This is a genomic window from Pseudomonas sp. DSP3-2-3 (assembly GCF_049898225.1).
Lineage (GTDB): Bacteria > Pseudomonadota > Gammaproteobacteria > Pseudomonadales > Pseudomonadaceae > Aquipseudomonas.
The window spans coordinates 70,022-96,947 of sequence record NZ_JAFCXH010000010.1; the positions used below are offsets into that span (position 1 = coordinate 70,022).

The 26,926-nt window shown below is 61.4% G+C and carries 28 protein-coding genes; 17 read left to right on the forward strand and 11 right to left on the reverse strand.

Translation table 11 applies throughout. The features are described 5' to 3' along the window. Positions 1-149: 149 nt before the first annotated feature. From phnC to ACP7E4_RS13710, 14 genes are all read left to right on the forward strand, one after another. Positions 150-983, forward strand: coding sequence for a phosphonate ABC transporter ATP-binding protein (gene phnC / locus ACP7E4_RS13645; protein ID WP_426114420.1), 834 nt, complete (start codon positions 150-152; stop codon positions 981-983). Between the two features lie 75 nt (positions 984-1,058). Further along, entirely contained in the window at positions 1,059-2,063 is a 1,005-nt protein-coding gene (gene phnD / locus ACP7E4_RS13650) for a phosphonate ABC transporter substrate-binding protein (RefSeq protein WP_426114422.1), read from the forward strand. 53 nt (positions 2,064-2,116) lie between these two features. Beyond that, complete coding sequence (gene phnE, locus ACP7E4_RS13655) at positions 2,117-2,911, forward strand: phosphonate ABC transporter, permease protein PhnE (protein ID WP_020289826.1); 795 nt, start codon at positions 2,117-2,119, stop codon at positions 2,909-2,911. A 36-nt stretch (positions 2,912-2,947) separates the two neighbouring features. Further along, positions 2,948-3,652 carry a phosphonate metabolism transcriptional regulator PhnF gene (gene phnF / locus ACP7E4_RS13660; RefSeq protein ID WP_426114424.1) on the forward strand — a complete coding sequence of 235 codons (705 nt, stop codon included), beginning with the start codon at positions 2,948-2,950 and terminating at the stop codon, positions 3,650-3,652. Between the two features lie 14 nt (positions 3,653-3,666). Beyond that, entirely contained in the window at positions 3,667-4,122 is a 456-nt protein-coding gene (gene phnG, locus ACP7E4_RS13665) for a phosphonate C-P lyase system protein PhnG (RefSeq protein WP_426114426.1), read from the forward strand. Then, the gene (phnH, locus tag ACP7E4_RS13670; protein WP_426114428.1) at positions 4,122-4,718 is read left to right on the forward strand and encodes a phosphonate C-P lyase system protein PhnH; all 597 of its coding nucleotides are present in this window, start codon (positions 4,122-4,124) and stop codon (positions 4,716-4,718) included. Before phnG ends, phnH begins: the two co-directional genes overlap by 1 nt. Then, positions 4,718-5,794 (forward strand): carbon-phosphorus lyase complex subunit PhnI, encoded by a 1,077-nt coding sequence (locus tag ACP7E4_RS13675; RefSeq protein ID WP_426114430.1) that lies wholly within the window; start codon positions 4,718-4,720, stop codon positions 5,792-5,794. The genes phnH and ACP7E4_RS13675 overlap by 1 nt, the downstream gene beginning before the upstream one ends. Then, the gene (locus ACP7E4_RS13680) at positions 5,791-6,675 is read left to right on the forward strand and encodes an alpha-D-ribose 1-methylphosphonate 5-phosphate C-P-lyase PhnJ (RefSeq protein WP_426114432.1); all 885 of its coding nucleotides are present in this window, start codon (positions 5,791-5,793) and stop codon (positions 6,673-6,675) included. Before ACP7E4_RS13675 ends, ACP7E4_RS13680 begins: the two co-directional genes overlap by 4 nt. Beyond that, positions 6,672-7,490: a phosphonate C-P lyase system protein PhnK gene (gene phnK, locus ACP7E4_RS13685; RefSeq protein WP_426114434.1), complete on the forward strand. Its 819-nt coding sequence runs from the start codon at positions 6,672-6,674 to the stop codon at positions 7,488-7,490. Before ACP7E4_RS13680 ends, phnK begins: the two co-directional genes overlap by 4 nt. 22 nt (positions 7,491-7,512) lie before the next feature. After that, positions 7,513-8,229: a phosphonate C-P lyase system protein PhnL gene (gene phnL / locus ACP7E4_RS13690; RefSeq protein WP_426114436.1), complete on the forward strand. Its 717-nt coding sequence runs from the start codon at positions 7,513-7,515 to the stop codon at positions 8,227-8,229. After that, entirely contained in the window at positions 8,223-9,368 is a 1,146-nt protein-coding gene (locus tag ACP7E4_RS13695) for an alpha-D-ribose 1-methylphosphonate 5-triphosphate diphosphatase (RefSeq protein WP_426114438.1), read from the forward strand. The genes phnL and ACP7E4_RS13695 overlap by 7 nt, the downstream gene beginning before the upstream one ends. After that, the gene (gene phnN, locus ACP7E4_RS13700; RefSeq protein ID WP_426114440.1) at positions 9,368-9,934 is read left to right on the forward strand and encodes a phosphonate metabolism protein/1,5-bisphosphokinase (PRPP-forming) PhnN; all 567 of its coding nucleotides are present in this window, start codon (positions 9,368-9,370) and stop codon (positions 9,932-9,934) included. Before ACP7E4_RS13695 ends, phnN begins: the two co-directional genes overlap by 1 nt. Continuing rightward, on the forward strand, positions 9,925-10,674 hold the full coding sequence (phnP, locus tag ACP7E4_RS13705; protein ID WP_426114442.1) for a phosphonate metabolism protein PhnP: 750 nt from the start codon (positions 9,925-9,927) through the stop codon (positions 10,672-10,674). Before phnN ends, phnP begins: the two co-directional genes overlap by 10 nt. 556 nt (positions 10,675-11,230) lie before the next feature. Further along, complete coding sequence (locus tag ACP7E4_RS13710; RefSeq protein ID WP_426114444.1) at positions 11,231-12,052, forward strand: alpha/beta fold hydrolase; 822 nt, start codon at positions 11,231-11,233, stop codon at positions 12,050-12,052. A gap of 124 nt (positions 12,053-12,176) precedes the next feature. Here the strand turns inward: ACP7E4_RS13710 and ACP7E4_RS13715 are convergent, their stop codons facing one another. Genes ACP7E4_RS13715 through ACP7E4_RS13725 form a run of 3 tightly spaced genes read right to left on the reverse strand, consistent with a single transcriptional unit; the run spans position 12,177 to position 16,386 of the window. After that, positions 12,177-13,640 carry an efflux transporter outer membrane subunit gene (locus ACP7E4_RS13715; protein WP_426114446.1) on the reverse strand — a complete coding sequence of 488 codons (1,464 nt, stop codon included), beginning with the start codon at positions 13,638-13,640 and terminating at the stop codon, positions 12,177-12,179. An 11-nt stretch (positions 13,641-13,651) separates the two neighbouring features. Next, complete coding sequence (locus ACP7E4_RS13720) at positions 13,652-15,244, reverse strand: DHA2 family efflux MFS transporter permease subunit (protein ID WP_426114448.1); 1,593 nt, start codon at positions 15,242-15,244, stop codon at positions 13,652-13,654. Continuing rightward, a complete protein-coding gene (locus ACP7E4_RS13725; protein WP_426114450.1) occupies positions 15,241-16,386 on the reverse strand; it encodes an HlyD family secretion protein in 1,146 nt (381 codons plus the stop codon). The genes ACP7E4_RS13720 and ACP7E4_RS13725 overlap by 4 nt, the downstream gene beginning before the upstream one ends. 230 nt (positions 16,387-16,616) lie before the next feature. On the opposite strand from ACP7E4_RS13725, the gene ACP7E4_RS13730 reads away from it, so the two are divergent. Further along, positions 16,617-16,946, forward strand: coding sequence for a thioredoxin family protein (locus ACP7E4_RS13730; RefSeq protein WP_426114452.1), 330 nt, complete (start codon positions 16,617-16,619; stop codon positions 16,944-16,946). Between the two features lie 86 nt (positions 16,947-17,032). Here the strand turns inward: ACP7E4_RS13730 and ACP7E4_RS13735 are convergent, their stop codons facing one another. The 6 genes from ACP7E4_RS13735 to ACP7E4_RS13760 all read right to left on the reverse strand — a co-directional run bounded on the left by ACP7E4_RS13735 (position 17,033) and on the right by ACP7E4_RS13760 (position 22,178). Further along, complete coding sequence (locus tag ACP7E4_RS13735; RefSeq protein WP_426114454.1) at positions 17,033-17,698, reverse strand: response regulator; 666 nt, start codon at positions 17,696-17,698, stop codon at positions 17,033-17,035. A 68-nt stretch (positions 17,699-17,766) separates the two neighbouring features. Further along, complete coding sequence (locus tag ACP7E4_RS13740; protein WP_426114456.1) at positions 17,767-18,315, reverse strand: PQQ-dependent catabolism-associated CXXCW motif protein; 549 nt, start codon at positions 18,313-18,315, stop codon at positions 17,767-17,769. Between the two features lie 139 nt (positions 18,316-18,454). Further along, positions 18,455-19,246, reverse strand: a complete 792-nt coding sequence (locus ACP7E4_RS13745; RefSeq protein WP_426114458.1) for an ABC transporter permease — start codon at positions 19,244-19,246, stop codon at positions 18,455-18,457. Next, positions 19,243-19,986: an ABC transporter ATP-binding protein gene (locus ACP7E4_RS13750; protein WP_426114460.1), complete on the reverse strand. Its 744-nt coding sequence runs from the start codon at positions 19,984-19,986 to the stop codon at positions 19,243-19,245. The genes ACP7E4_RS13745 and ACP7E4_RS13750 overlap by 4 nt, the downstream gene beginning before the upstream one ends. Then, positions 19,983-20,957, reverse strand: coding sequence for a YVTN family beta-propeller repeat protein (locus tag ACP7E4_RS13755; RefSeq protein ID WP_426114462.1), 975 nt, complete (start codon positions 20,955-20,957; stop codon positions 19,983-19,985). The genes ACP7E4_RS13750 and ACP7E4_RS13755 overlap by 4 nt, the downstream gene beginning before the upstream one ends. Positions 20,958-20,993: 36 nt before the next feature. Next, positions 20,994-22,178 carry an ABC transporter substrate-binding protein gene (locus ACP7E4_RS13760; RefSeq protein WP_426114463.1) on the reverse strand — a complete coding sequence of 395 codons (1,185 nt, stop codon included), beginning with the start codon at positions 22,176-22,178 and terminating at the stop codon, positions 20,994-20,996. A gap of 150 nt (positions 22,179-22,328) precedes the next feature. On the opposite strand from ACP7E4_RS13760, the gene ACP7E4_RS13765 reads away from it, so the two are divergent. Both ACP7E4_RS13765 and ACP7E4_RS13770 read left to right on the forward strand, forming a co-directional pair. Further along, positions 22,329-23,588: an ATP-binding protein gene (locus tag ACP7E4_RS13765; RefSeq protein WP_426114465.1), complete on the forward strand. Its 1,260-nt coding sequence runs from the start codon at positions 22,329-22,331 to the stop codon at positions 23,586-23,588. Further along, complete coding sequence (locus ACP7E4_RS13770) at positions 23,589-24,230, forward strand: response regulator transcription factor (protein WP_426114467.1); 642 nt, start codon at positions 23,589-23,591, stop codon at positions 24,228-24,230. It begins immediately after the preceding gene. A gap of 24 nt (positions 24,231-24,254) precedes the next feature. Here ACP7E4_RS13770 and ACP7E4_RS13775 read toward each other — a convergent pair whose 3' ends face one another. Both ACP7E4_RS13775 and exaA read right to left on the reverse strand, forming a co-directional pair. After that, the gene (locus tag ACP7E4_RS13775; RefSeq protein ID WP_426114469.1) at positions 24,255-24,899 is read right to left on the reverse strand and encodes a pentapeptide repeat-containing protein; all 645 of its coding nucleotides are present in this window, start codon (positions 24,897-24,899) and stop codon (positions 24,255-24,257) included. A gap of 110 nt (positions 24,900-25,009) precedes the next feature. Beyond that, the gene (gene exaA, locus ACP7E4_RS13780) at positions 25,010-26,878 is read right to left on the reverse strand and encodes a quinoprotein ethanol dehydrogenase (RefSeq protein WP_426114471.1); all 1,869 of its coding nucleotides are present in this window, start codon (positions 26,876-26,878) and stop codon (positions 25,010-25,012) included. Positions 26,879-26,926: the final 48 nt, after the last annotated feature.

Genomic DNA, 26,926 nt, shown 5'->3' on the forward strand with positions numbered 1-26,926 from the left:
TGCCGCAAGTGCGCTTGTCCTCGACACTCAACCTTTCACCAAACGGTTACCCAACCGTCATGTTCAGTTCATCCCGCTGAAATACCCCGGCTCTACTGTTTGTTGCACCCAAGCGGCCATTCCGGCTGCGCAACCAGACAGAGAAGCCTATGTCCGCAGCCATCCATGTCGAACGTCTGAACAAGACTTTTGCGCGCAAACCCGCTTTGGTTGACCTTGCGTTGTCTATACAACCCGGCGAGATGGTTGCCTTGATCGGCGCTTCCGGCTCGGGTAAATCCACGCTGTTGCGTCATCTGGCGGGCCTGGCCTGTTGCGACCGCAGCAATGGCGGGCGGGTCGAAGTGCTGGGCCGTGAAGTGCAGTCCAGCGGGCGCCTCAATGGCAAAGTGCGCCATCTGCGCTCGGACATCGGCTACATCTTCCAGCAGTTCAATCTGGTCAATCGCCTCAGCGTGCTGGACAACGTGCTCATTGGTTGCCTGGGGCGCATGCCCGGCTGGCGTGGCAACTTTGGCTTGTTCAATGCCGCAGAAAAGCAGCGCGCCATGGAGTCCCTGGACCGCGTTGGCCTCGCCGACCTCGCAGCACAGCGCGCCTCGACCCTCTCGGGCGGCCAGCAGCAGCGGGTGGCGATTGCCCGGGCGTTGACCCAGCGCGCCGAAGTGATTCTCGCCGACGAACCCATTGCTTCGCTCGATCCCGAGTCGGCGCGCAAGGTCATGGAAATCCTCGCCGACATCAATCGCACTGATCGCAAGACCGTGGTGGTCACCCTGCATCAGGTGGATTACGCCGTGCGTTATTGCCCGCGGGCCGTGGCGCTCAAGGGCGGTCGCATTCATTACGACGGCAATGCCCATGGCCTCAGCAGCCAGTTCCTCAATGACCTTTACGGCGCGGATGTGGACACCAGCCTGATGATCTCCGACGAAGGCCGCCGCACCGCGCAGCCACCCAAACTGGCGCTCGCCCGTGTTTGAGCGGCGACACCGAACTGACGAATCCCGAAATAAAACCAACAGCCAATCCATGAACATCACTTCAGGAGTGCTTCCATGTTGAACCGTATTGGTCGCGTCGTTGCGTCTGCTGCCTTGCTTGGCAGTTGCTTGCTGGGCACTGCCCATGCCGACGAGAAAGTCATCAACTTCGGCATCATGTCTACCGAATCGTCGCAGAACCTCAAGAGCATCTGGCAGCCGTTTCTGGATGACATGGGCAAGAAAACCGGTCTGAAGGTCAACGCGACCTTTGCTTCGGACTACGCCGGCCTGATCCAGGGCATGCGCTTTAACAAGGTGGATGTGGCCTGGCTGGGCAACAAGGCGGCGATGGAAGCCGTGGACCGATCCAATGGCGAAATCTTCGCCCAGACCGCTGCTGCCAATGGCGCAGCCGGTTACTGGAGCGTGATCATTGCCCGCAAGGACAGCCCGATCAATTCGGTCGAGGACATGCTCAAGAACGCCAAGACCCTGACCTTCGGCAACGGTGATCCAAACTCCACCTCCGGCTATCTGGTGCCGGGCTACTACGTGTTCGCCAAGAACCACGTCGATGCCGCGACGGCGTTCAAACGCACCCTCAATTCCAGCCATGAAGTGAACGCCCTCAGCGTCGCCAAGGGCCAGCTGGATGTCGCCACCTTCAATACCGAAAGCTGGGATCGTCTGGAAGTTACCCAGCCGGACATGGCCGCCAAGCTCAAGGTGATCTGGAAATCGCCGCTGATCCCGGCCGACCCGATGGTCTGGAGCAAGGCGCTGTCGGACGAGAACAAAGCCAAAATCCGCGAGTTCTTCGCTGACTATGGCAATACCGACGAAGAGAAAGCCGTGCTCAAAGGCATGCAGCTGGGCAAGTTCCTCAAGTCCAGCGATGACCAATTGCTGCCGATCCGCCAGTTGGACTTGTTCAAACAGCGCACCGAAGTGGTCGCCAGCACCACGCTTGATGCTGAGGAAAAGGCCAAGCGCCTGAAAGACATTGACGCCGGCCTGACCAGGCTACAAGACCGCATCTCCGAGCTTGAAAAGAAAAACACTGCCACTGCCGGTTGATTGACCGGGCGCGGTGTTGGGCCGCGCCCGTTTCTGGCCACCGAGAGCTATTTATGACGAGCACTACGCACGCTGCATACGTCCAGGCCGTGGGCAAGCGCACCTGGCCGCAATACCTGGGCTGGGGTTTGTTCCTGGCGATGTTGGCCTGGGCCTGGCATGGCGCCGAAATGAACCCGTTGGCGCTGTACCGCGACTCGGGCAACATGGCGACTTTCGCTGCCGATTTCTTCCCGCCGGACTTCCATGAATGGCGTTCATACCTCAAGGAAATGATCGTCACCGTGCAAATCGCGCTTTGGGGAACGGTGCTGGCGATTGTCTGCTCGGTGCCGCTGGGTATCTTGTGCGCCGACAACATCACCCCGTGGTGGATTCACCAGCCATTGCGCCGGGTCATGGATTCCTTCCGCTCCATCAATGAAATGGTCTTCGCCATGTTGTTCGTGGTGGCTGTGGGCCTCGGGCCTTTCGCTGGCGTTCTGGCGTTGTGGATCAGCACCACCGGGGTACTTGCCAAGCTGTTTGCCGAAGCGGTGGAAGCCATCGATCCGGGACCGGTTGAAGGGGTGCGCGCCACCGGCGCCAGCGCCTTGCAGGAAGTGATCTACGGCGTGATCCCGCAAGTCATGCCGCTGTGGATTTCCTATGCGCTGTACCGCTTCGAATCCAACGTGCGCTCGGCGACGGTGGTCGGCATGGTCGGCGCGGGCGGCATCGGCGTGATCCTCTGGGAAAACATCCGCGCCTTCCAGTTCACCCAGACCTGCGCGGTATTGCTGGTGATCATCGTCGTGGTCAGCGCCATCGACATCGTGTCCCAGCGCTTGCGCAAGCAGTTCATCTAGAAGGAGAGGGCGCGCTTTGTTGCGCTTTTTTTAATCATGGAAATGTCTAGACAAGCAGAGCCGGTGTACCGCGAACTGGCGGACACCTTGCGCAACGAACTGGACGGTTATCGCGCCGGGGATTACTTACCCGCCGAAATCCAGCTGGCCGCGCGCTTCGCCGTCAACCGCCACACCATCCGCCGTGCCATCGACGAACTGGTGCGCGAGGGCTGTGTGCTGCGTCGCCAGGGCAAGGGCACACAAGTGCTGGAACGCCGATTGATTTACCCGGTGCAGGCCGACAGTGCCTATAGCCAGTCCTTGTCAGCGCTGGGCCTGGGCGTTGAAGCAACACTTTTGCATCGCAATGAATGCCTGGCGACTGCCGAAGATGCGCTACACCTGGGCGTTGCCGAACACGCGCCGCTGATCGAGCTGAACACCTTGCGCCGTCTCGACGGTCAGCCGGTCAGCCTGATTCGGCATCGCTTCTGTGCCAGCCGCAGTGAAATGCTCGCGGCCTATCGAAGTGGCTCATTGCGGCAGTTCTTCGCTGCGCGCCAGTTGCCTTTGACACGCATCCTGAGCCTGATCGGCTCACGGTTGCCCAGCCGCGAAGAAGCCGGGCTATTGATGATGCCCCGGCATCTACCGGTCCTCACGGTACTCACCGTTTCTCGGGACGACGCCGGCAATCCGGTGGAACTGTCCCGTTCTACCAGCCGCTCCGACCGCTTCCAGTATCAGGTCATTACATGATGGAGACGCCAGACATGAACCCTGAAAAAGCCCCCGCCATCGTCGCTCGCCAGCGCTGGATCGGGCTGCTTGCCCGCGCCAGTGGCGACGATTTGAACCGTCACGAATCGGCCTTGCGCGACGCCGAATACCAATTGATTCGCGCCCCGGAAATCGGCATGACCCTGGTGCGCGGACGCATGGGCGGCACCGGCGCGCCGTTCAACGTCGGGGAAATGAGCGTGACCCGTTGCGTGGTACGCCTGGCGGACGGCCGCACCGGCTTCAGTTATCTGGCCGGGCGTGACAAGGCCCGGGCCGAACTGGCCGCCCTGGCCGACGCCCATCTGCAAGGCACGCAACAGCAGCACTGGCTCAATGAACTGATCGAGCCGCTGGCCCGCACTCAGGCCGCACGCCGCGCCGAGCAAGACGCACAGACCGCCGCCAGCAAGGTGGAATTCTTTACCCTGGTCAGAGGAGAAGACTGATGAGCGCAACCCTTCTGCAACCGGCATTCGCCGATCCCGTGCTCGATGCGCAACGCAGTTTTCGTGCGGCGCTCAAGGCGCTGGCCGGTCCCGGTGTGATTCATCCTTTGCAGGCGGCGCAACAGCCGCCGGCCTTGCAAGGTCTGGCAGCGGCCAGTCATGCGTTGTGTCTGGCACTGCTGGATATCGACACGCCTTTGTGGCTGGCGCCAGCCTTCGATACGCCGGTCATTCGCGCCAACCTGACGTTTCATTGTGGCTGCCCGATTGTCAGCGAGCGCCAGCACGCGCGCTTCGCCTTGCTCGACCACAGCCAGCTGCATGATTTGCAAGGCTTCGATCTGGGCAACGACCGTTATCCCGATCAGTCCTGCACCTTGCTGATCCAGCTGCCGAGCCTGTCCGGCGGACCGCTGCTGAGCTGGCGCGGGCCGGGGATCCAGACGGAAAACCGCGTTGCGCTACCGGTCAGCGACTCATTCTGGCAGCAGCGGGAAACCCATAACGATTTCCCCCGTGGCCTGGACGTGTTTTTCCTCGCGGGCAGTGACTTGCTCGGTTTGCCACGCAGCACTCGTGTGCAGGAGCGTGCCTGATGTACGTCGCGGTCAAGGGTGGCGAGCAGGCCATCGACAACGCTCACAAGCTGCTGGCGAAAAAGCGCAGGGGCGATACGTCCATCACTGAACTCAGCGTCGAACAGATCCGTCAGCAATTGCCGCTGGCCGTGGCTCGGGTGATGACCGAAGGCTCCCTGTACGACGAGCAACTGGCGGCGCTGGCAATCAAGCAGGCGGCGGGGGACATGATCGAAGCGATCTTCCTGCTGCGCGCCTATCGCACCACGCTGCCGCGCTTCTGCGCCAGCTTGCCCATCGACACCTCGAACATGCAGCTCAACCGTCGTCTATCAGCCACGTTCAAAGACTTGCCGGGCGGGCAGCTGCTCGGGCCGACTTTTGATTACACCCACCGCCTGCTGGATTTCAGCCTGCTGGCCGAAGGTGAATTTCCGGGCCAGCAGGTGCAGGCAGACGCGGCGCTGGACCCATGCCCACGTGTACTGGGTTTGCTCGCCAGGGAAGGATTGATCAAGAACGAAACGGATAACGCCGAAGCGGTCGCTGATATCACTCGCGAGCCGCTGGAATACCCGGCCACTCGCGCCCAGCGTCTGCAGGCGCTGGCCCGTGGCGATGAGGGCTTTCTGCTGGCGCTGAGCTATTCGACCCAGCGCGGTTACGGGCGCAATCACCCGTTCGCCGGGGAGATTCGTATCGGTGAAGTCGAGGTGTGGATCGAGCCCGAAGAACTGGGTTTCCCTATTTCGATTGGCACCCTGGAAGTCACCGAATGCGAAATGATCAATCAGTTCGTCGGCTCCGGCACTGAACAGCCGCAGTTCACTCGCGGCTACGGCCTGGCGTTCGGTCATGCAGAGCGCAAGGCCATGGCCATGGCGCTGGTGGACCGCTCGCTGCGGGCCGAGGAGTTCAACGAGGAAATCCAGTCGCCGGCGCAGCAGGAAGAGTTTGTCCTGGCCCACTGCGACAACGTCGAGGCAGCCGGGTTTGTCTCGCACCTGAAATTGCCGCATTACGTGGACTTTCAGTCCGAACTGGAGCTGATTCGCAAGTTGCGCGCGCCTGCGCACAAGGAGCCGCAAGCATGAATGCCTACCAGACATCCCGCCCGGCCCGACCGGAACGCGACGAAGCGTATAACTTCGCCTATCTCGACGAACAGACCAAGCGCATGATCCGTCGCGCCTTGCTCAAAGCCGTGGCGATTCCCGGTTATCAGGTGCCGTTCGGTGGCCGCGAAATGCCATTGCCTTACGGTTGGGGCACCGGCGGCATGCAGTTGACGGCAGCGATTCTCGGCGCTGAAGACGTGCTCAAGGTCATCGATCAGGGCGCGGACGACACCACCAATGCGGTGTCGATCCGGCGCTTTTTCGGCCGCACGGCAGGCATCGCCACCACCGAGCGTACCCCGGAAGCGACCGTGATCCAGACCCGCCACCGCATTCCGGAAACCCCGTTGCACGCCGATCAGATTCTGGTCTATCAAGTGCCGATCCCCGAGCCGCTGCGTTTTATCGAGCCTTCGGAAACCGAAACCCGGACCATGCACGCGCTCAACGATTACGGCGTGATGCACGTGAAACTCTACGAAGACATCGCCACTTTCGGTCATATCGCCACCAGTTACGCGTACCCGGTGATGGTCGATGAGCGTTACGTGATGGACCCGTCGCCGATCCCTAAATTCGACAACCCCAAGCTCGACATGAGCCCGGCCTTGATGTTGTTCGGTGCCGGGCGCGAGAAGCGCCTGTACGCGGTGCCGCCGTTCACTCGCGTGCAAAGCCTGGATTTCGAGGATCACCCGTTCCAGATCCAGAGCTGGGAGCACAACTGCGCGATTTGCGGCAGCCATGATTCCTACCTTGACGAGCTGATTCTCGACGATGCTGGCACGCAAAGTTTTGTCTGTTCCGATACCGATTACTGCGCCCAGCGCGTTTTGCAGCAGGAGACCGGCCAATGAACAGCGCACAGGCAGCACCCATCTTTCAGGCAAACCCTGACGCTGTGTCGCCGCTGCTCAAGGTTCGCGGCCTGACGCGGCTGTATGGCCCGGAGAAGGGCTGTCAGGACGTCAATTTCGAGTTATATCCAGGGGAAGTGCTGGGCATCGTTGGCGAGTCCGGTTCCGGCAAGTCCACGTTGTTGTCGCTGCTCAGCGGCCGTTGCCCACCGGATCGTGGCGGCATCGACTATCGGCGCAAGGACGGCCAGGTGCTGGATCTGTACAGCGCCAGCGAAGCCGAGCGTCGCACCTTGCTACGCACTGAATGGGGCTTCGTCGAGCAGAATCCGCGTGACGGTTTGCGCATGGGCGTTTCGGCCGGGGCCAATATCGGCGAGCGCCTGATGGCTCAGGGCATGCGCAATTATCAGCAGCTGCGTGGCGCTGGCATCGATTGGTTGACGCAAGTAGAAATCGACCCGCTGCGCATTGACGACTTGCCTCGCACGTTTTCCGGCGGCATGCAGCAGCGCCTGCAGATCGCGCGCAATCTGGTGTCCAGTCCGCGTCTGATTTTCATGGATGAACCCACCGGCGGGCTCGATGTGTCGGTGCAGGCGCGGCTGCTCGATCTGCTGCGCGGCCTGGTGCGGGAACTGGATCTGGCGGTGGTGATTGTCACCCACGACCTGGCGGTGGCGCGGCTGCTGGCGGACCGGCTGATCGTGATGCGCGCCTCGCGAATCGTCGAAACCGGCCTGACCGACCAGATTCTCGACGACCCGCAGCATCCATACTCGCAGCTGCTGGTGTCTTCGGTGCTGCAACCGTGAAGCGACTTTTGGGATGAGCCTGATGAATACCCTGATCGAGGTCCGCGACCTCTCGAAGACTTTCACCCTGCATCAACAGAACGGCGTGGTGCTCAACGTGCTGCGCGGCTTGAATTTCTCGGTGCGTGGTGGCGAATGCCTGGTCCTGAACGGACACTCCGGCGCGGGCAAGAGCACCTTGTTGCGTACGCTGTACGGCAATTACCTTCCGGCGGGCGGCAGCATTCGCGTGCAGCATGAAGGGCAGCCGCTGGAGCTGGTGGGCGCCGAACCCCGGCAAGTGCTGGCTGTACGGCGGCAAACCCTGGGTTACGTCAGCCAGTTTCTGCGCGTGATTCCAAGGGTCAGCGCCCTCGATGTGGTGATGGAACCGGCGCTGGCCCGAGGCTGGAGTAAAGTCGAGGCCAAGGCCCGTGCCGAACTGCTGCTGACTCGCTTGAACATTGCGCAGCGCTTGTGGCAACTCGCTCCGGGGACGTTCTCCGGCGGCGAACAGCAACGGATCAATATCGCCCGGGGCTTCATGGTGTCCTGGCCGGTGATGCTGCTGGACGAGCCGACTGCTTCGCTGGATGACACCAATGGCCAGGTGGTGCTGGAACTGATCAACGAAGCCAAGCAGGCCGGGGCCGCGCTGATCGGTATCTTCCACGACCGTACCGCTCGCGAAGCCGTCGCTGACCGCCATTTGAACATGACCCCACTGGACCTCACCGCCAAGGAGTTGCTGCAATGCTGACCGAACAGATTCTGACCAATGCCCAGGTAGTCGGCGCCGAACAGGTATTCCACGGCACCGTGGTGTTGCGCAACGGCCTGATTGCCGAGGTCAGTGAAGGACGCAGCAGGCTGCCCCAGGCGCAAGACCTGCACGGCGACTATTTGCTGCCGGGCCTGGTGGAGCTGCATACCGATAACCTCGAAAAACATCTGTCGCCGCGTCCCGGCGTCGACTGGCCGTCGGCATCGGCGGTGCTCAGTCATGACGCGCAGATCATCTCGTCTGGCATCACCACGGTGTTCGATGCGCTGTCCATTGGCGACGTGAACCCCAAGGGCAAGCGCATGCAGCAACTGCCGGCCATGCTCGAAGCCATTGCGGCGGCCAACGCTGCCGGGTTGACCCGCGCCGAGCACCGTTTGCACTTGCGCTGTGAAGTGTGCCATCCGGATACCTTGAGCGTGTTCCGCGATCTGGTGGAGCAGCCGCTGGTCCAGCTGGTGTCGGTGATGGACCATTCGCCGGGCCAGCGCCAGTTTGCCCTGGAGTCCAAGTACCGCGAGTACTACATGGGCAAATACCACCTGAGCACGGCGCAGATGGACGAATTCATCGTCGAACAGGTCGCCAATTCCCGGAAATACAGCGACAGCTATCGGCGTGCCATCGTCGAAGATTGCCTGGCGCGGGGCTTGTCGGTGGCCAGTCACGACGACGCCACGCTGGCCCACGTCGAGGAGTCGGCCAGTTACGGGATGACCATCGCCGAGTTTCCCACTACGCTGGAAGCGGCCGAGGGCTGTCGACGGCTGGGCATGAGTGTGTTGATGGGCGCGCCGAACGTGGTGCGCGGCGGTTCACACTCGGGCAACGTCGCGGCGGCGGCTCTGGCCAAAACAGGGCTACTGGATATTCTCTCCAGCGACTACTATCCGGCCAGCCTGTTGCAGGCCGCGTTCGCGCTGGCCGACCAGGCGCAGAATTGCTCGCTGCCCCAGGCGGTGAGCATGGTCAGCAAAGCACCGGCGATTGCGGCGGGTCTGGCTGATCGTGGCGAAATTCGTATCGGTCTGCGCGCCGACCTGGTTCATGTCCGGACTCAGGGCGCGCTGCCGGTGATTCAACACGTATGGCGACAAGGCAAGAGGGTGTATTGATGGCAGGCAGGTTGATCTATCTCATCGGACCGTCCGGTTCGGGCAAGGACAGCCTGCTGGACGCGGCACGCGAGGAGCTGGCACGGCGCGGCTGTCGAATCGTACGCCGCGTCATCACCCGTTCGGCGGAAGCCGTCGGCGAAGCGGCGCAAGCGGTGAGTGTCGAGCAATTCACGGCGATGCAGGCTCAGGGCGAGTTCGCCTTGAGCTGGCAAGCCAATGGCTTGCATTACGGCATTCCCAAAGAGATCGACGAATGGCTCGGCCAGGGCTCCGACGTGCTGATCAACGGTTCTCGGGGCTATCTGCCCCAGGCGCGACAACGTTATCCCGATTTGCTGGCGGTGCTGCTGACCGTCAGCGAGCAGGCTTTGCGCCAGCGTTTGCTGGCGCGGGGCAGGGAATCGGTAGCTGAAATCGAAGCACGGTTGCAGCGCAATGCTGAATTTGCGGGCGACGTGCAAGCCTCGGCCCCCGGGGTTTTCGTCCTGGATAACTCCGGCGCGCTGGCACACAGCGTCGAACAGCTGATCCAGCGCATCGCCCGCGAGCACGCATGCGCCTGACCTTGCTAGGCACCGGTGATGCCCGGCAAGTGCCGGTTTACGGCTGCCAATGCGCGGCCTGTGAACGGGCGCAAGCCGACACCTGTTATCGGCGGCTGCCGTGCAGCGCGTTGATCGAATGTGGCGATCAGCGCTGGCTGATCGACAGCGGCCTGACCGACCTCACCGAGCGTTTCCCGCCGCATAGCCTGGACGGCATTCTGCAAACCCACTACCACGCCGATCATGCGCAGGGTTTGCTGCATCTGCGCTGGGGCCATGGATTGGTGATTCCGGTGCACGGCCCGGTGGACCCGGAAGGTTTGTCCGACCTGTACAAGCATCCGGGCATTCTGGATTTCAGCCAGCCGTTTATCGAGTTTGAAACCCGTCAGCTCGGCGTCTTGAGCGTGACGGCGTTACCTTTGTTGCATTCAAAACCGACGCTCGGTTACCTGCTGCAAGGGGAAGGGCGCCGTGTTGCGTACCTCACCGACACCGTCGGCCTGCCCGAAGCGACTTTCGCTTGCCTGCAACGTGAACCGCTGGACGCCCTGGTTCTCGATTGCTCCATGCCGCCGCAACCGCAAACCCCGCGCAACCATAACGACCTGAACCTGGCCCTGGACATCATCCAACGCCTGCAACCGGTCAAGGCCGTGCTGACCCATGTCGGGCACACCCTGGATGCGTGGTTGATGGAGCATGAAAGTGAGTTGCCGGAGCGGGTGGTTGTGGGGCGGGACGGGATGCTGGTCTGAATGCCTAGGGTCCGGCGCATCATCTGGGCGTGAATATTGCGTTCGCGAGCAAGCTCGCTCTCCCACACGGGGGATGCGTACATATCCGTTGCCGCGGTGACGGCGGCTTTTGGTTGCGCCCTTACGGCGCCTCACTTTTGAACAGCCCAAAAGTAAGCAAAAGGCTCTTGCCCCACCACTCGGTCCCTCGCTTTGGCTCGGCATGCCCGTAATCCGACATTGATTGGGAGGGTCGCCGCAAAGGGCCATCCCTGGCCCAGTGCGGCTAAACCGGCGTCCTGCAGGTTTCCCTCTCCCAATCAACATCGAATTACGGCCAGCGTGGTTTGACGGGGCGCTGAAGATCAAGATCAAAAGCCATAGCCATAGCCAGAGCGGCGTTGAATCTGTGTGGACCGTATTTCACCTGTAGGAGCGAATTTATTCGCGAGGCGTAAGTGGCAGCAACCACCCATCAAATACCGCACATATGTTCAATGTATGCGCCTCATTCGCGTCTAGTCTCTTTCCTCACGTCTTCCCGTCTCCCATCGCGTCATCACCCGAGGAATATCCAATGAGCCTGTTGAAAGTCAAAGATGGCACCGAGATTTTTTACAAGGATTGGGGCACCGGCCAGCCCATCGTGTTTTCCCACGGCTGGCCGCTGGATGCCGATGCGTGGGATGCGCAGATGGTGTTCCTTGGCGCGCAGGGTTATCGCGTGATTGCTCACGACCGTCGCGGTCATGGTCGTTCGGGTCAGTCGTGGGAAGGCAACGAGATGAACACCTACGCCGACGACCTGGCCGAGCTGTTCGAAGCGCTGGATCTGAAAGACGTGATCATGATCGGGCACTCCACCGGTGGTGGTGAAGTGGCGCGTTACCTTGGGCGCCACGGCACTTCACGGGTTGCCAAGGCCGTGCTGATTGGCGCTGTGCCGCCGCTGATGCTCAAGACCGAGGCGAATCCGGAAGGCTTGCCGATTGAGGTGTTTGATGGCATTCGTACCGGCACGCTCAATAACCGTTCGCAGTTCTTCAAGGACCTGGCCGTGCCGTTCTACGGCTTCAACCGCGACGGCGCGAAAGTCGAACAGGGCACCATCGACGCATTCTGGTTCATGGGCATGCTCGGTTCGATCAAAGGCGAGCTGGACTGCATCAAGGCCTTCTCGGAAACCGACTTCACCGAAGACTTGCAGAAAATCGACGTGCCCACCTTGATCCTGCACGGTGACGACGACCAGATCGTACCGATCAAGGCCTCGGCCCTGCGCAGCGCGGAATTGGTCAAGGGATCGACCCTGAAAGTCATCCCCGGCGCCCCGCACGGCATGTGTACGACGTTGGCCGACGAGGTCAACCAGGCGCTGTTGGCGTTTATCAAAGGCTAGGAGCCAATAAGCGCACGACCCGTGGGAGCAAGCTTGCTTGCGAAGGCGATATTTCTGGCGAGATACATGTGCTGGATGTAATGGCCTATTCGCGAGCAAGCTCGCTCCCACAAAATCAGGTGATCTACTTCCCGGCAGTCTGCACCGCCTGCGGCCAGCCACCGCCCAATGCGCGGAATGTGGACACCGCCGCCCGGGCGTCGTTGGCGTGCAGTTGCGCCAACTGATCCCGCGAGGTCAGCAGCAGCCGATCTTCATCCAGCACTTCCACGAGGCTGATCGCCCCGCCTTTGTAGGCATCCTGCGCGGCGTCGCGGGCGACTGTGTGGGCGGCGACTTCCTGTTCCACTTCCCGATGTTGGGACTCCAGTTCGGTCAGGGTCACGATGGCGTTTTCCACATCCTCGGTGGCGCGCAGCATCGACTGGCGGTACTGCGCCAGAGCCTCGGCGTTGGCGCCTTTGGCTTGCGCGACTTCGGCGTCTACCCGACCGAAATCGAACAGCCGCCAGTGCAGACCGACGATGGCCTGGGGTTGAAACGCTGAAGCGCCGATCAACGAACCACTGTGCAGACTTTCAAAACCCAGTAAACCCGCCAGCGAGACCTTCGGGTAGTACTCGGCAATGGCCGCGCCGATGCGCGCGCTGGACGCAGCCAGACGACGTTCGGCCGCCATCACGTCGGGACGGCGGCGCAGCAGGCTGGCCGGGCCGTCGGTGTCGCTGATCGTTGGCACCTTGTAGCTTTGCGAGCTGGTCAGCAATTCTTTGGCGTAGGATCCGGGTTGCGCGCCCATCAGCACATCGAGCCGATTGAGCTGCAGCGCCAGTTCCGTGCGCAACGGCGGCAAGGTGGCGCGGGCCTGCAAGACCAGCGCCTGAGCCTGGGCTTGTTCGCGATGGGTCGACAGGCCGCTGCCAAATCGATCGTTGACCAGCGCCAGCAGGGCCGCTTCGGTCTGCACCTGATCTTCGGCCAAGGCGATGCGTTGCTGCGCGCCGCGCACCCGAAAGTAGGCGTCGGCAGCTTCGGCCGCCACGGAAATCCGCACGCCGGTGTGATTGGCTTCGGCGGCCTGGGCTTCGGCGCTGGCGGCTTGTTCGCTCCGTTTCAGGCCGCCGGCCAGATCGACCTCCCAGCTGGCGCCAGCACCGATGGTTTCAATCGTCTGATTGCGTTCGTAGCCGGGAAAGGTGCTGCCGATCTTGCCCAGCGCGCTTTCCTGGGATTGCCGCTGCCGCACCGCGCGGGCGTCGAGATTGCCCTCGGGCAAGCGCTCGGCTCCGGCTTCACGGGCGGCGGCCCGTGCCTGTGCGACCCGGGCCATGGACGCCTGCAGGTCGAGATTCTGCTTCAGCACCCGCTCGATGATCCGGTTCAGTTGCGGGTCGGCGAAACCGTTCCACCAGGTGTCCAGCGACGGCGCGGGCGTTTCGCCAAGCCGCTGATCGAGCAGTGGCTGCTGGCTGAATTGACCACCGATGACGGGCGCGGGCGTCTGATAATCCGGCCCGACTGCGCAGCCGGCCAACGCCACCATCAGCAGGCTCAAGGTAAATGTGCGGGTGCTATGCAGGGTTTTCATGGCGTGGTTTCTCAGTGAGCGTCGGCGGAAGGCGCAGCGGGCGGGACGACTTTGCGCATCAACGGGACCATGGCGGTGGCGATGATGAAACAGACCATGATCGCCAGGAACGCATCGGCGTAGGTTTGGGTCTGGGCTTCACGAAAGGTCAGCAGCCACAGTTGGTGCAGCGCCGCGGTCATGCCGTCGTTGCCGGCTTGACCAAGGCTTGCAAGGTTGCCGCCTACCTGGCTCAGCCATTGGTTCATGGCTTCATTGCTGCTGTTCAGGTGTTCGGTCATGCGCGTGAAATGCAGATTGGTGCGGTCGTTGAGAATCGTCGCGCAAGCGGCAATGCCAATGGCGCCGCCAAGGTTGCGCATCAGATTGAACAGACCCGAAGCCTGCTTTAACCGCGCCATGGCCAATCCGCCCAAGGTCAGGGTCACCGCTGGCGGCACGGCCAATTGTTGGGCGATGCCGCGCAAGGCTTGCGGCAGCATCAGTTCCTTGCCGCCCCAGTCGTGGGTAATCGGCGAGAAGTCCCACATGGACACGGCGAACAGCGCGAGCCCGGCCATGAGAATCCAGCGCAGGTCGACCCGATTGGCGAGAAACGCATACAGCGGGATCGACAGCACCTGAAACACACCGGTGGAAAACACCGCCAGGCCGATATCCAGCGCGCTGTAGCCACGCACCCGACCGAGGAACAGCGGCGTCAGGTAAATCGTCGCGAACAGGCCGATGCCGGTCACGAACGAGAAGAAGCAACCCAAGGCGAAGTTGCGATCCTTCAACGCGCGCAGATCGACGATGGGGTTGGCCACGATCAAGGTGCGGCTGACGAACGCCAGCCCCGCGATCCCGGAAATCCACGCCGTCGCGACAATCGTGCTGTCGCTGAACCAGTTCCAGCGCGGACCTTCTTCCAGGGTGTATTCCAGGCAGCCAAGGAACACCGCCATGAACACCATGCTCGCGTAGTCGGCGCCTTTGAGTAGCGACAGGTCCGGCTTGTCGATACGGACCAGCATCGGCACGGCCACCGCGACAAAAATGCCCGGCAGCAGGTTGATGTAAAACAGCCAGTGCCAGGAGGAAACGTCAGTGATCCAGCCGCCAATCACCGGGCCCAACGTCGGCGCCAGGGATGCGATGGCGCCGATGGTCGAAGCGGCGATGACTTTCTGTTTGCCGGTGAAGAACATGAACGCCGAGGTGAAGACCATCGGGATCATCGCGCCGCCAAGAAAACCTTGCAGGGCGCGAAAGGCGATCATGCTCTGGATATTCCAGGCCAGGCCGCACAGCAGGCTGGCGAGGGTGAAACCCACCGCCGACGCGCAGAACAGCCAGCGGGTCGACATCACTCGGGACAGCCAGCCGGACAGCGGAATGACGACGATTTCCGCAATCAGGTAACTGGTCTGCACCCAGGCGGTTTCATCTGCGCCGGCCGACAGCCCGCCGCCGATATCGCGTAGCGAAGCCGAGACAATCTGGATGTCCAGCAGGGCAATGAACATGCCCACGCACATGGTGGCGAAGGCGAAGACTTTTTGCGCGGTGGGCATCGATGCTGCATCGAACGGCTGGGCAATGGCGGCGCCTGGCGTACTCATGGCGCACGGCTCACATTGGCCGTAGCCACCGGGGCTGACGGAGTCTGGACGCTGATCTCGGCGTTGGTGTCGACTTGCGCCGTCACCGAAAGACCCGGCCGCAGGCTGCCCAAGGTGCTGTCGTTCTGGTCAAGCAACACCCGAACCGGCACCCGTTGCACGATCTTGGTGAAGTTTCCGGTGGCATTTTCCGGCGGCAATACGCTGAATTGTGCGCCGGTCGCCGGGGCCAGGCTGTCCAGATGCCCGTGAAATTCCCGACCCGGCAGCACGTCGGCGTGAATGGTCACCGGTTGGCCGGGGAGCATGTGTGCCAGTTGGTCTTCCTTGAAGTTGGCATCTACCCACAAACCGCTGGAGGGCACCACGGCAAGCAGCTGGGTTCCGGCCGCTGCGTAGGCGCCAACCCGCGCCCGACGGTTGCCGACAACACCGTCCACCGGCGCACGCAGTTCGGTGTAGCCGACGTTGAGCTGCGCCATCTCCCGTTCGGCCACGGCTTGCGCCGCGCGAGCTTGCTGTTTCTGGCTGGCAATCACATTGAGTTGGCGTTGTGTGGCGAGCAACGAAGCCTGGGCCTTGGCGCCGTTGGCTTGCGCGGTCTTGAACGTCGCATCGGCACGCTGGGCGCTTTCCACCGATACGGCGGAGCGGCTGACCAGCTCTTTGTAGCGCGCATGATCGTCCCGTGAGCGCACGGTTTCGGCGTTGGCGGCATCGATACCGGCCTTGGCCTGACCGATCACTGCGTGTTGCAGTTCTTCGGTGGCATCGAGATTGGCCAGCAACGCCAGCTGGGCCGCGACTGCACCTTCGGCTTTGTGCAGCGCGGCCTGGTAATCGCGATCATCGATTTTTATCAGCAAGTCACCGGCGTGGACGAACTGGTTATCGACGACTTTCAGCTCGGTGATATAGCCCGGCACCTTGGGGCCGATCACGGTGACATCGCCACCGATATAAGCATCGTCGGTGGATTTAATGAAACGGCCGACCGTCCACCAATGCAGGCCGAACAGCACTGCGGCCACCAGCGCGGCAACGATCACCAGCAGCAACAACAGGCGTTTGAGCAAGGGCGATCGCTTGGGCATTGGTGTGACTGCGCTGGCCGTTACATCGGCCTGAAGTGAACTGTTCATCAACGTTACCTGTGCAAGTGCGATGTGCGTCGCAGTCTTGGCTGGCGACGGGAGTTTATGGATTACGGTCGTAATATTATGATTGTAATGTAAGTCCATATTTCCGATCACGCAAGGACGAAAATGTGTAGATGAGTCTGAGCACCGCGAAGGAACCCACTGCCCATGGCGTCGTTCACATGTCACATTGACCACCGACTGCCGCGCATTCCCACCTACGGAGACCTTTCATGAGCAGCCAGCCATACGCCACAAGCGCACCGACACGCACCGAGATAGACGCCTTGCAGGGCCCGGCGTTGATCGAGTTCGGCACCGACTGGTGCGGTTACTGCAAAGCTGCACAGCCGCTGATCAGCACGGTCATGCGCGATTACCCCAACGTGCGGCATCTGAAAATCGAGGACGGCAGCGGGCGACCGCTCGGCCGTTCGTTTCGCGTCAAGTTATGGCCGACACTGATATTCATGCGCGACGGTGAGGAATTGAGCCGTCTGGTGCGGCCCACCCAAACCAGTGATATCGAAGAGGCGTGCGAAGGGATGGTGCGGCAGGGGTGAGGAGCAAGCTGCCCAGGGCTTCATCCCAAGGAAGCCATGGAACGCTACTCAAGGAGCATACGAAGTCGGGCCCCGCCTTTGTAAGATCAGCGCCGCAGGTACGCCGCGAAATCGATGTCTCCGGCACTGAGAATGGCTTGTACCCGGTTGTGCACATTGAGCTTGCGCAGGATCGCTGAAACGTGGGCTTTGACCGTGGTTTCGGCGATTTCCAGGGTGTAGGCGATCTGTTTGTTCGATTCGCCCTTGGTCATGCGCTCCAGCACTAACAGTTGCTTGCGGGTCAGGGCTTGCAGCAGTTCGGGCGGAAAGCTTCGGGTTTCGCTGTTATGCCGGCGGGTGGCGGGTTTCTGGCTGCGGATGATGTCTGAAGGCAGATAAACGTTGCCGTTGAGGATCTGCTCGATGGCTTGGGTCATCTGCAAGCGTGGCGACGATTTGGTGATGAAACCCACTGCGCCGTAGGTGATGGCCTGCAGCACGATCTGTTTGTCCTGCTCGGCAGAAACGATCACTACCGGGATGGTCGGCGCCTCGTTGCGCAGGTTTATCAGGCCGTTGAGGCCGTGCATGCCGGGCATGTTCAGGTCCAGCAGGATGAGGTCCAGATCATCATGCAGCTGGGTCAAGGCCAGGGCGCTTTCCAGGTCCTCGGTTTCCATCACTTCGCTGCCGGGAAAGCCGTCAGTGATGACGTTGTGGATGGCCTCGCGAAACAGCGGGTGATCGTCGGCTATTAGAATTTTGTACATGCCATTCACCTTGTTTTTATGGAATATCGTGTTGTTCTGATGATTGCTTCGGTTCCATTGCGCTGGCGTCAGGGCAGCGGTAGCGGTTGCGCGGCTGTGACCGGCAAACCGGCTGCCTGCCAGGCGTCAAGACCGTCGCGATACCAATACAGGTCACTGTAGCCCAGTGCCGCCGCGCGCTTCACGGCGTTCCAGCTCAGCCAGCAATCGGCGCGGCAGTAAAACACCATCGGCCTATCGTGGCGACCGGCGCTGGCTTGTTGCAGATGGCCGACAAAATAAGCCTGCCATTGATCGGTCAGTTCGCCGTCGCCGGTATTGGCTAGCCACAGGCTGCCTGGCAGATTGGCGTGAGGTTCGTCTTCGATGAAGCGACCTTGCAGCCATTGTCGGCGATACACATCGATCAGCAGCGGTTTCGCGGGTTGTTGCAGAAGCGCCTGAAGTTGCACCGTATCAATAATCCTGGCGCCATCGACCTGAACGGGCGTCGGGCTGCGATACAACGCAATGCGATAGCCATCGGCGGAAAACAACGGGGTTTCAGCCACGGCGAGGCAGGGTAGCGTCGTAGCAAGCACCATCGATAGCAGGGTTGAGCGCGAAGCACGCAGCATGGCGGCTATTCCTTTCTTGTTATGACCTGCATTACAAGGCACAACCGCCGCTTTGGGAATGCGACGATAGAAAGCAAAACCGGTACTAAAGGAGTAGAAAGGCAGCCTGGAGCGGCAAGCTTCAAGCTGCAAGCGAGTATTAGCCAGCTTTGCGAACAGCGGCGTGCTGGGGGTTGAAGGTGACGACGGCGAGCACGGTGAAAATGACCGTCAAGCCCAGGCAAACCGCGGCTGCCAGCGGGTTGAAGCGTTCATACAGGGCAAAGCGCACCAGTTCCACGGCATGACTGAACGGGTTGATTGCGCACAGCCAATACAGCCATTGGCTGGCCTCCTGCATCTTCCACAGTGGATAAAGCGCCGACGACAGGAAAAACATCGGGAAGATTACGAAATTCATCACCCCAGCGAAGTTTTCCAGCTGGCGGATCGCATTCGACAGCAGCAGGCCCAACGCGCTGAGCATCAACGCCACCAACAACAACGCTGGCAGCGCCGCCAGCAAACCCCATGCGGGTGGTTGCACGCCGTAAACCCAGGCGATCGCCAGAAAGGCATACACCTGCAGCAGCGAGATCAACGAAGTGGCCAGCAATTTGCTGACCAGCAGGAACGTGCGCGGCAGCGGGCTGGTGAGTAACACGCGCATGCTGCCCATCTCCCGGTCGTAGACCATGGCCAACGAGCCTTGCATGCCGTTGAACAGCAGAATCATGCTGGCCAGCCCCGGAATGATGTACACCTCATAAGGGATGTACGTGTCGTAGGGCTCGATGATAGCGATGCCCAGCGCCGCGCGAAAACCTGCCGCGAACACCAGCAGCCACAGCAACGGCCGCACCAGCGCGCTGAGAAACCTTGTGCGTTGCAGAATGAAACGCAGCCATTCGCGCAGGACGATTCCGCTGAAGCATTGCCAGTAGGCGTTCATCGGCTGGTTACTCCAGAAGCAGAAGTGACGGTGAGTTGAGCAAACGCGGTGCCCAGTTCACCGCCATGTTCGGCGCTGACGGCTGCGGCGTTGCCCGAGGCCACCAGGCGTCCTTGATGCAGGATCAGCAAGTCGTCACCGGGCTGCACTTCGTCCAGCAAGTGCGTGGTCCAGAGCACGCTGATGCCTTGTTCGCGACACAGGCTGCGCACGTGCTGGTTGAGCGCCAGGCGACTGGCCGGATCAAGGCCGACGCTGGCTTCGTCGAGCAGTAACAGGCGCGGCTCATGCAGCAGGGCCCGAGCGATCTCCACCCGGCGCCGATGCCCGCCATTGAGCTCGCGAACCCGTTCGGCCTTGCGCTCGCTCAATCCCTGGCGGGCCAGTTCCTCAGCGACGCGGACAATTGCCGAACCACGCGACATACCGTGCAGCGCGGCGTGATAACGCAGGTTTTGTTCGACACTCAGATCCAGGTCCAGCGTGCTTTGTTGAAACACCACGCCCAATTGCCGCAACGCCGGGCGTGGTGTCTGGCGCAGAGAACAGCCGCCCACACGAATCTCGCCGCGTTGCAGGTCATACAGCCGGGTCAGCAAGGCGATCAAGGTTGACTTGCCTGCGCCATTGGGCCCGAGCAACGCGCCGAAACAGCCCGGCGCGAGACTGAAACTGATCTGGCGCAAGGCTTCCCGAGGTCCGTAGGCGAAGCTGAGCTTGTCGACTTCCAGGGCATTCATGGGGTCACGACCACGCCCCAGGGATAACGGCCGACCTTGATCGACTTGGTCACCTTGAGGCTGGCGACGTCGATCACCGACACATCGCCACTGACGCCATTGGTGGTCAGCAACTGGCTTTGATCCGGGGTAAACGCCATCTGCCAGACCCGACGGCCTACGAGCAGGTAATCAACGATTTCCAGGGTTTTGGCGTCGATCACCGCCACGTGATTGGCCGGGCCGAGGGCCACAAATGCATATTTGCCGTTGGCGGCGATCTTGATGCCCACCGGCTGCACCTTGTCAGGATGCACGCCCTTGATCTGGAATTTAAGGGTCTTGATGATCTTGCGTGTCGCGACATCGATCACGCTGACCGTCCCGCCGATTTCCGCCGAAGCCCAGAGTTGCGAGCCGTCCTGATTGAACTCGACGAAGCGTGGTCGTTGATCCACCAGCGTGTTGTCGGCCAGGGTCTGGGTGCTGGTGTCGATCCAGTGCAGCATGTTGGTGGTTTCGCTGGTGTTGACCGCCCACTTGCCGTCGGGACTGACCGCCATGCCTTCAGGTTCGACGCCGACATCGATCTGCGCCAGAACCTTGGAGTTCTCCGTATCGATCACCGTCACCAGCGAGTCGTCTTCGTTGGAAACATACAGCCAGCGGTTGTTGGGGTGCAGGGCGAACTGTTCCGGGTCTTTGCCGGAAGGCAGTTCTTTGATGATTTTGTGAGTGGCGACGTCCATCACTTGTACGCGGTCCGAGTCGCTGGCGCAGATGTACAGCAGCTTGTTGTCGTGGGACAGCAACAAGCCCCGTGGACGCATACCCACGGCGATGGTTTGCGTGACTTTCAGGCTGTCCATGTCGATCAGGCTCAGGCTGTTGTCCTTCTCGTTGGACACCCAGGCAGTGGCCGCCAGGCTTTGCCCCGCGATGGTTGAAAGGGCGGCAGCCATCAAGGCGGTGGCGATCAGAGTGCGGCGCATGGCGTGTTCCTTATTGTTGGAATGGTCGGCAAAACGTCAGTTGAAGGTGCAGCTCACTTCGGGCTTGTCATAGCCCAGGCTGTCGAGTTCGGTGACCGGGTGCAGGAAGCCGTCCTGTGGCGAAGTGCTGACCAGGGCGCGTGGCTGGACAATGGGAATCGGTTGGCGCAATTGGCCATTCCACGCCCGATAGCTAAGCTTGCGGCCCTTGAAACCGTCCAGCGGCAACTGATCGCTCAATTCCAGACGGCGGATTTCAAGCGGATCGGTGTTACGCAATTTGGCTACTGCGGTGGCGATGCTGCGCACGGCCATCCAGGCGGCGAAATCCCGGTCGTTCATCCAGCGTCCGGCCAGGGCTTCGAAGCGTTTCTGCAATTGAGCCGCGCCATAGGTTTCCACGGTCTTGTGCCAACCGGTCGGCGTCAGGCCCTGGGTACCGGCGACCGGGCGCGGATACCAGGTCTGGTAGGGCACGTATTCGCCAAAGTCGCCTCGTTCGTCCGCCACCAGCACCACGTCGTATTCGGCGGTCTGGGTGAACAACGGCATGTCGGCTTGTGCGCTGCGGCGCTGATCGTTGTCAAAACTCCAGTTTTTTTCGGCGACGATGGTGTGCCCGAAGCGCTTGGCGGCGCGCCGCACGGCAGCCGCATATGCTTGGTCGTCGGGTGTCTGACCGACGATCAGCAGCCAGCGATTCCAGCGCCGTACGGCGAGAAATTGCGCCAGCGCATCGGTCAACATCGCGCGGCTGGGCAAGGTGTGCAGCACGTTGCTCAGGCATGCATTGCTGCGCAGGCTGTCGTCGGCACTGCCGGCGTTGAACAGCAGACTGTCCGGCAACGCAGCGCTGAGCTGGCGCAGGGTGTCCGCTGGCGCGTTGACCACAAACAGCCGCAAACCTTGCTCGTGCAGCGCGCGGGCTTTATCGAGCAAGGCCTGCGAATTGTCGGCGCTGGCGTTTTCCAGGCTGTAGCTGTGCTTGAGGAAACGCCCGGTGCTATTGCTGTCGATGATCGCCAGTTCGGCGCCGCGCAGTCCGGCATCCACCGGTTCAGGAATCACATTGGATAACAGCGGGCCGGGATCGGGTACGAAGGCCAGATAACCGATGCGCACTTGCAGGGTTTCATTGGCGGCCGGGCTTGGGCTTGTCCACAAAACCGCCGCCGCAAGGGCAAGCAGGCAGTGCAGGGCGGGTCTGGAAAGCTGGCGCATGAGGCACTCCGGTACGGGTTGCGCCAGCATAGGAATGCAATGGAAGCGGGGAAATATGCAGAAAGTACCAGTCTGCCAGTACCAAGGTAGTAGCCGGGCCGCTGTTGCCGGGATTTAGCATGCGGATATCAATAATAAGAAGGCAAGCTCATGTCCGCACTCTGGCGCATCAACCTCTGGGTGATCGGTTTCTTCTCGTTGGTTACGGCGGCCTGTTTGTGGCTGCTGCTGCATCAGGCAGTGGCCGATGTCGATCGCGAGCTGGTCGCCGCCCAGGCCGTGGTGCAATACCTGAGTGACACCGCCGAACAGCAGCCCGCCGCGCTCCAGCCGCGCCTGAGCGAACACCTGCGCCATGTGCGCGTCATCTGGCTGACTGCCGACGAGCAGCCACACGTGACAACCCAAAGCGGCGCGGATGCCTTGATCAGTCGCTGGCTGTTCCCCGCAGAGACTCACCCAGTGCGTATTATCAACCTCAGTGATGGCCGGCGGGTGCAGCTGGGCGTCGATCCTAGCGATGAAATCGATGAAGTCTGGGACTCATTGCAGCAATTGCTGTTGCTGTGTGGCCTGGCGCTGGTTGTGAGTCTGTCGACGATTCGCTGGGCCGTGCGTCGCGGCATGCATGTGCTCGATAACTTGCTCAAAGCCTTGCAGCAGGTTTCCCGGGGCGAACTGCACGTGCGCCTGCCGCTGCAAGGTAATGCCGAGGCGCAACAATTGGCCGGGCATTTCAACCGCATGACCGCCACCCTGGAGCATGCCGAAGCCGATAACAGACGCCTGACCCAGGCGCTGCTCGCGGTGCAGGATCGGGAGCGCACGCGCCTCGCGCAGACCCTGCATGATGACCTTGGCCAATACCTTGCCGGGATTCGCGCCCAGGCCTGTCTGCTGCGCATGGTGTCCGATCAATCGGATCTGGTGCGCAGTACCGCTCTGGGCCTGGAGGCCAATTGCGAACAATTGCAGCTTGGCTTTCGCGCGTTGATTCGCGATTTGTACCCGGTGGTCTTGCAGCACCTGCCCTTGTCCGAGGCCATGACCTTGCTGGCGGAACACTGGCGCAGCGCTCACGGCATCGAGTGCGAGCTGCTGGTCGATCCGCAGCTTCCCGAGTTGCCGCCCGTTGCCAAGGCGCATCTGTACCGGCTGCTGCAAGAAGCGCTGACCAATGTGGTGCGGCATGCCAACGCCAGTCAGGTGCGGGTCAGCCTGCGCAGGCTCAGCGCTCGACTGGTCATGGAAGTTCGCGACAACGGCTGCGGCGCGCAGGCACCGCAGCGGCCCGGCGTTGGCCTGTATTCCATGCGCGAGCGCGCCCGCTGTCTGCGCGGTGAGCTGCATATCGAGACACAACCCGGCGCCGGCTGGACGCTGGCACTGAACATTCCCCTGGAGGCTTGAATGCATATTCTGATTGTCGACGACCATGCCGTGGTGCGGCAGGGCTACGCCAGTCTGCTGCGCGCGATGTTGCCGCTGGTGCAGGTGCGCGAAGCGGCGACCGGTGAAGAGGCCCTGGTGTGTGTTCAGGAAGAAATTCCGCAACTGGTGATCATGGATTTTAGCTTGCCAGGCATCAGCGGCCTGGAAACCACCCGGCGCTTGCGACAACGACTGCCGCAGCTGCGGGTGTTGTTTTTCAGCATGCATGACGAACTGCCGCTGGTGCGCCAGGCACTGGACGCCGGGGCTTCGGGTTATCTGACCAAAAGCTCGGCCCCCGACGTGCTGATCGAAGCGGTACGCCGGATACTCGCCGGCCACGCCTACATCGAGCAGCCGCTGGCCACGCAACTGGCCTGCAACCCTCAGCAGCAGAACTGCACCGATCAGCGCCTGCAAAGCATGACCCAGCGTGAGCTGGAGATCTTCCTGATGCTCGCCAAAGGCACGCCCTCGCGGGTGATTGCCGAACGCCTGTGCATCAGCGCCAAGACGGTTTCCAATTACCTGACCTTGCTCAAGAACAAGTTGCAGGTCAGTTCCCATGCGGAACTGGTGCATCTGGCGATTGATACGGGGGTGATGCGGGTGGTTATGTGAGGGAACGGTTCATCTGCAATCTCCTCAATCATCCCAACCCCCGGGACAGGCCACGCACCCTTGCATATTGCTGTCCTGGAAATTGGCATACGGATGTCGCGCGCCAGTGAGGTTGGCGTTGGCCAGGTTGCTTGCGCCGAACTTGGTCTCCTGAAGATTCGCGTCGCGCAGGTCCGCGCCCTGCAGGTCGGCTTTGTTGAGAAAGGTCATTTCCAGATCCGCAGCCTGCAAGTTGACGTTGTGCAGCTTCGCCCCGGACAAACGGGCGAATTGCAGATAGGCAGCGCTGAGGTTGGCGCCTTCGAATTGCGCGCCCTGAGCGAACAGGCCCCAGCCTTGCACCGCTTGCAGTTGTGCGCCGCGAAGGTCAGCCATTCGCAGGTTGGTCTGTTGCAGGCTGGCGCGGGTCAGCGTGGCATTCTGCAGCTGCGCTTTTTCCAGGTTGGCCAGATCCAGCCTGGCGTGGCGTAGGTTGGCCTCGCGCAGATCGGCGCCGGCCAGGCTCATCTTGCGCAAATCCTGATTGCTCAGGTCCGCGCCGCGCAGGTCGGCGTTCGGGCATTGGCTGGCTTCGGCGATGGTGCAACCGTTGATCACCAACGGCTCACCGTCATCGGCAGCCAGGGCGCAGGGCAGGGCGAAAAACAGAATGAGGGGCAGGTAATTCATGATGGTTTTCCAGAGCAGGGTTAATGCGATTCGTTGGAGCGAGGCTTGCCCGCGAAGCCGCGTAGCTGACACGCCGCCTCGCCAACAAGCTGGCTCCTACAGCGATCGGTTTATCTGGCCGCTGTCTTGTCCCAGCTCGGAATCTTGAACACCCAGAACGATCCGCCTTGCGCCACCGGTTTGGTCAGCTCGGCCATGTCGCCGCCCCACAACGGCACCGCGCCGCCGTAACCCACCGTCACGCCAATGAACTGCTCACCGTCCTGATCCCAGGTGATGGGCGGGGAAACAATGCCACTGCCAGTCTGGAAGTTCCACAGCTCTTCGCCGTTTTTAGCGTTAAAGGCCTTGAAGAAACCATCGCCGGTGCCGGTGAACACCAGATTGCCCTTGGTCGCCAGTACACCGGCCCAGAGCGGCAAGCGCTCCTTGTGCTCCCAGACCACCTTGCCGCTGGTGGGGTCCATGGCGCGCAGGGTGCCGACGTGGTCCTCATACATCCGCTTGATGCGGAAGCCCATGCCCAGATAGGCCGAACCCTTTTTATAGTTCACTTCCTCGGTCCAGTAGTCTTCTTTCCACTGGTTGGCGGGGATGTAGAACAGGCCGGTGTCCTGACTGTAGGCCATGGGGTTCCAGTTCTTGCCGCCCAGGAAAGGCGGCGAAACTTCCACCGGTTTGCCCCTGGTTTCGCCTGGCAATGGCTTGGCGGGACGCTTGCCTTCGTTTTCCACCGGGCGGCCGGTTTTCAGGTCGATATGGCTGGCCCAGCTGATGTTGTCGACGAACGGGAAGGCGTTCTGCAATTTGCCATTGTTGCGGTCCACCACATAGAAGAAACCGTTGCGGTCGGCGTGACCGGTGGCTTTGACGGTCTTGCCGTCCTGGCCCTTGTAGTCGAACAACACCAGCTCGTTGTTGCCGGAAAAATCCCAGGCATCGTTCGGCGTATGTTGATAGAACCACTTCACCTCACCGGTGCTCGGATCGACGCCGACCTGGCCGGAGGTGTAGAGGCTGTCGTAATCGTGAGGATTGCCGTCCTTGGCGGTGCGCGCCCAGGTGTTCCATGGGCCGGGGTTGCCGGCGCCAACGATGAGGGTGTTGCTCTCGGCATCGAAGCTTGCACTCTGCCATGGCGCGCCGCCGCCGTGACTCCAGGCTTCGACCTTGCCGGTTTCGGTGGTTTTGTCATCCGGCCATGACGGCGCCTTGATGTCGCCGGTCGGCGTGCTGTCCTTGCCATTCAGGCGGCCCATGTGACCTTCGACAAAAGGCCGCATCCAGACTTCTTCGCCGGTGTCAGGATCCCGGGCGAACAGACGACCCACCACGCCGAATTCGTCACCCGAACTGCCGTGAATCAACAGCACCCTGCCGCTGACCTTGTCTTTGATCAACGTTGGCGCGCCGGTCATGGTGTAGCCGCTGCTGTGGTCGCCAAATTTCTTGTTCCAGACCACTTTGCCGGTGTTCTTGTCCAGCGCGATGACCCGCGCATCCAGGGTGCCGAAGAAGATCTTGTCGCCGTAAATCGCCGCGCCACGGTTGACCACGTCGCAGCAGGGGCGGATGTCGTCCGGCAAACGGTGGTTGTACGTCCACAGGCGTTTGCCGGTCTTGGCCTCCAGGGCGAATACCCGGGAATAGGAACCGGTGACGTAGATCACGCCGTCGCTGACGATGGCCTGGGATTCCTGACCGCGCTGCTTCTCATCACCAAAGGAGTACGACCAGGCCGGGGTGAGCTTGAAGACATTCTTGTCATTGACCTGCGCCAGAGGGCTCCAGCGTTGGGCGTTGGTGCCCATGCCGTATTGCAGCACGTTTTGCGTGCTGAGGTGGTCGTTGGCGATGTCTTCCCAGCTGACCTTGCCCGCATCGGCGGCGTTGGCAAGGCCCGAAAGCGACAGGCCGCCTAGCAACAGGGCCAGGGCCAGTGGTGACAGAGCGGCAGGGGACGATCTTGTTATTGTCATGGGGCAGGTTCCATTGGAGGATTGGACCTGTACAGGTTGGCCGCGGGA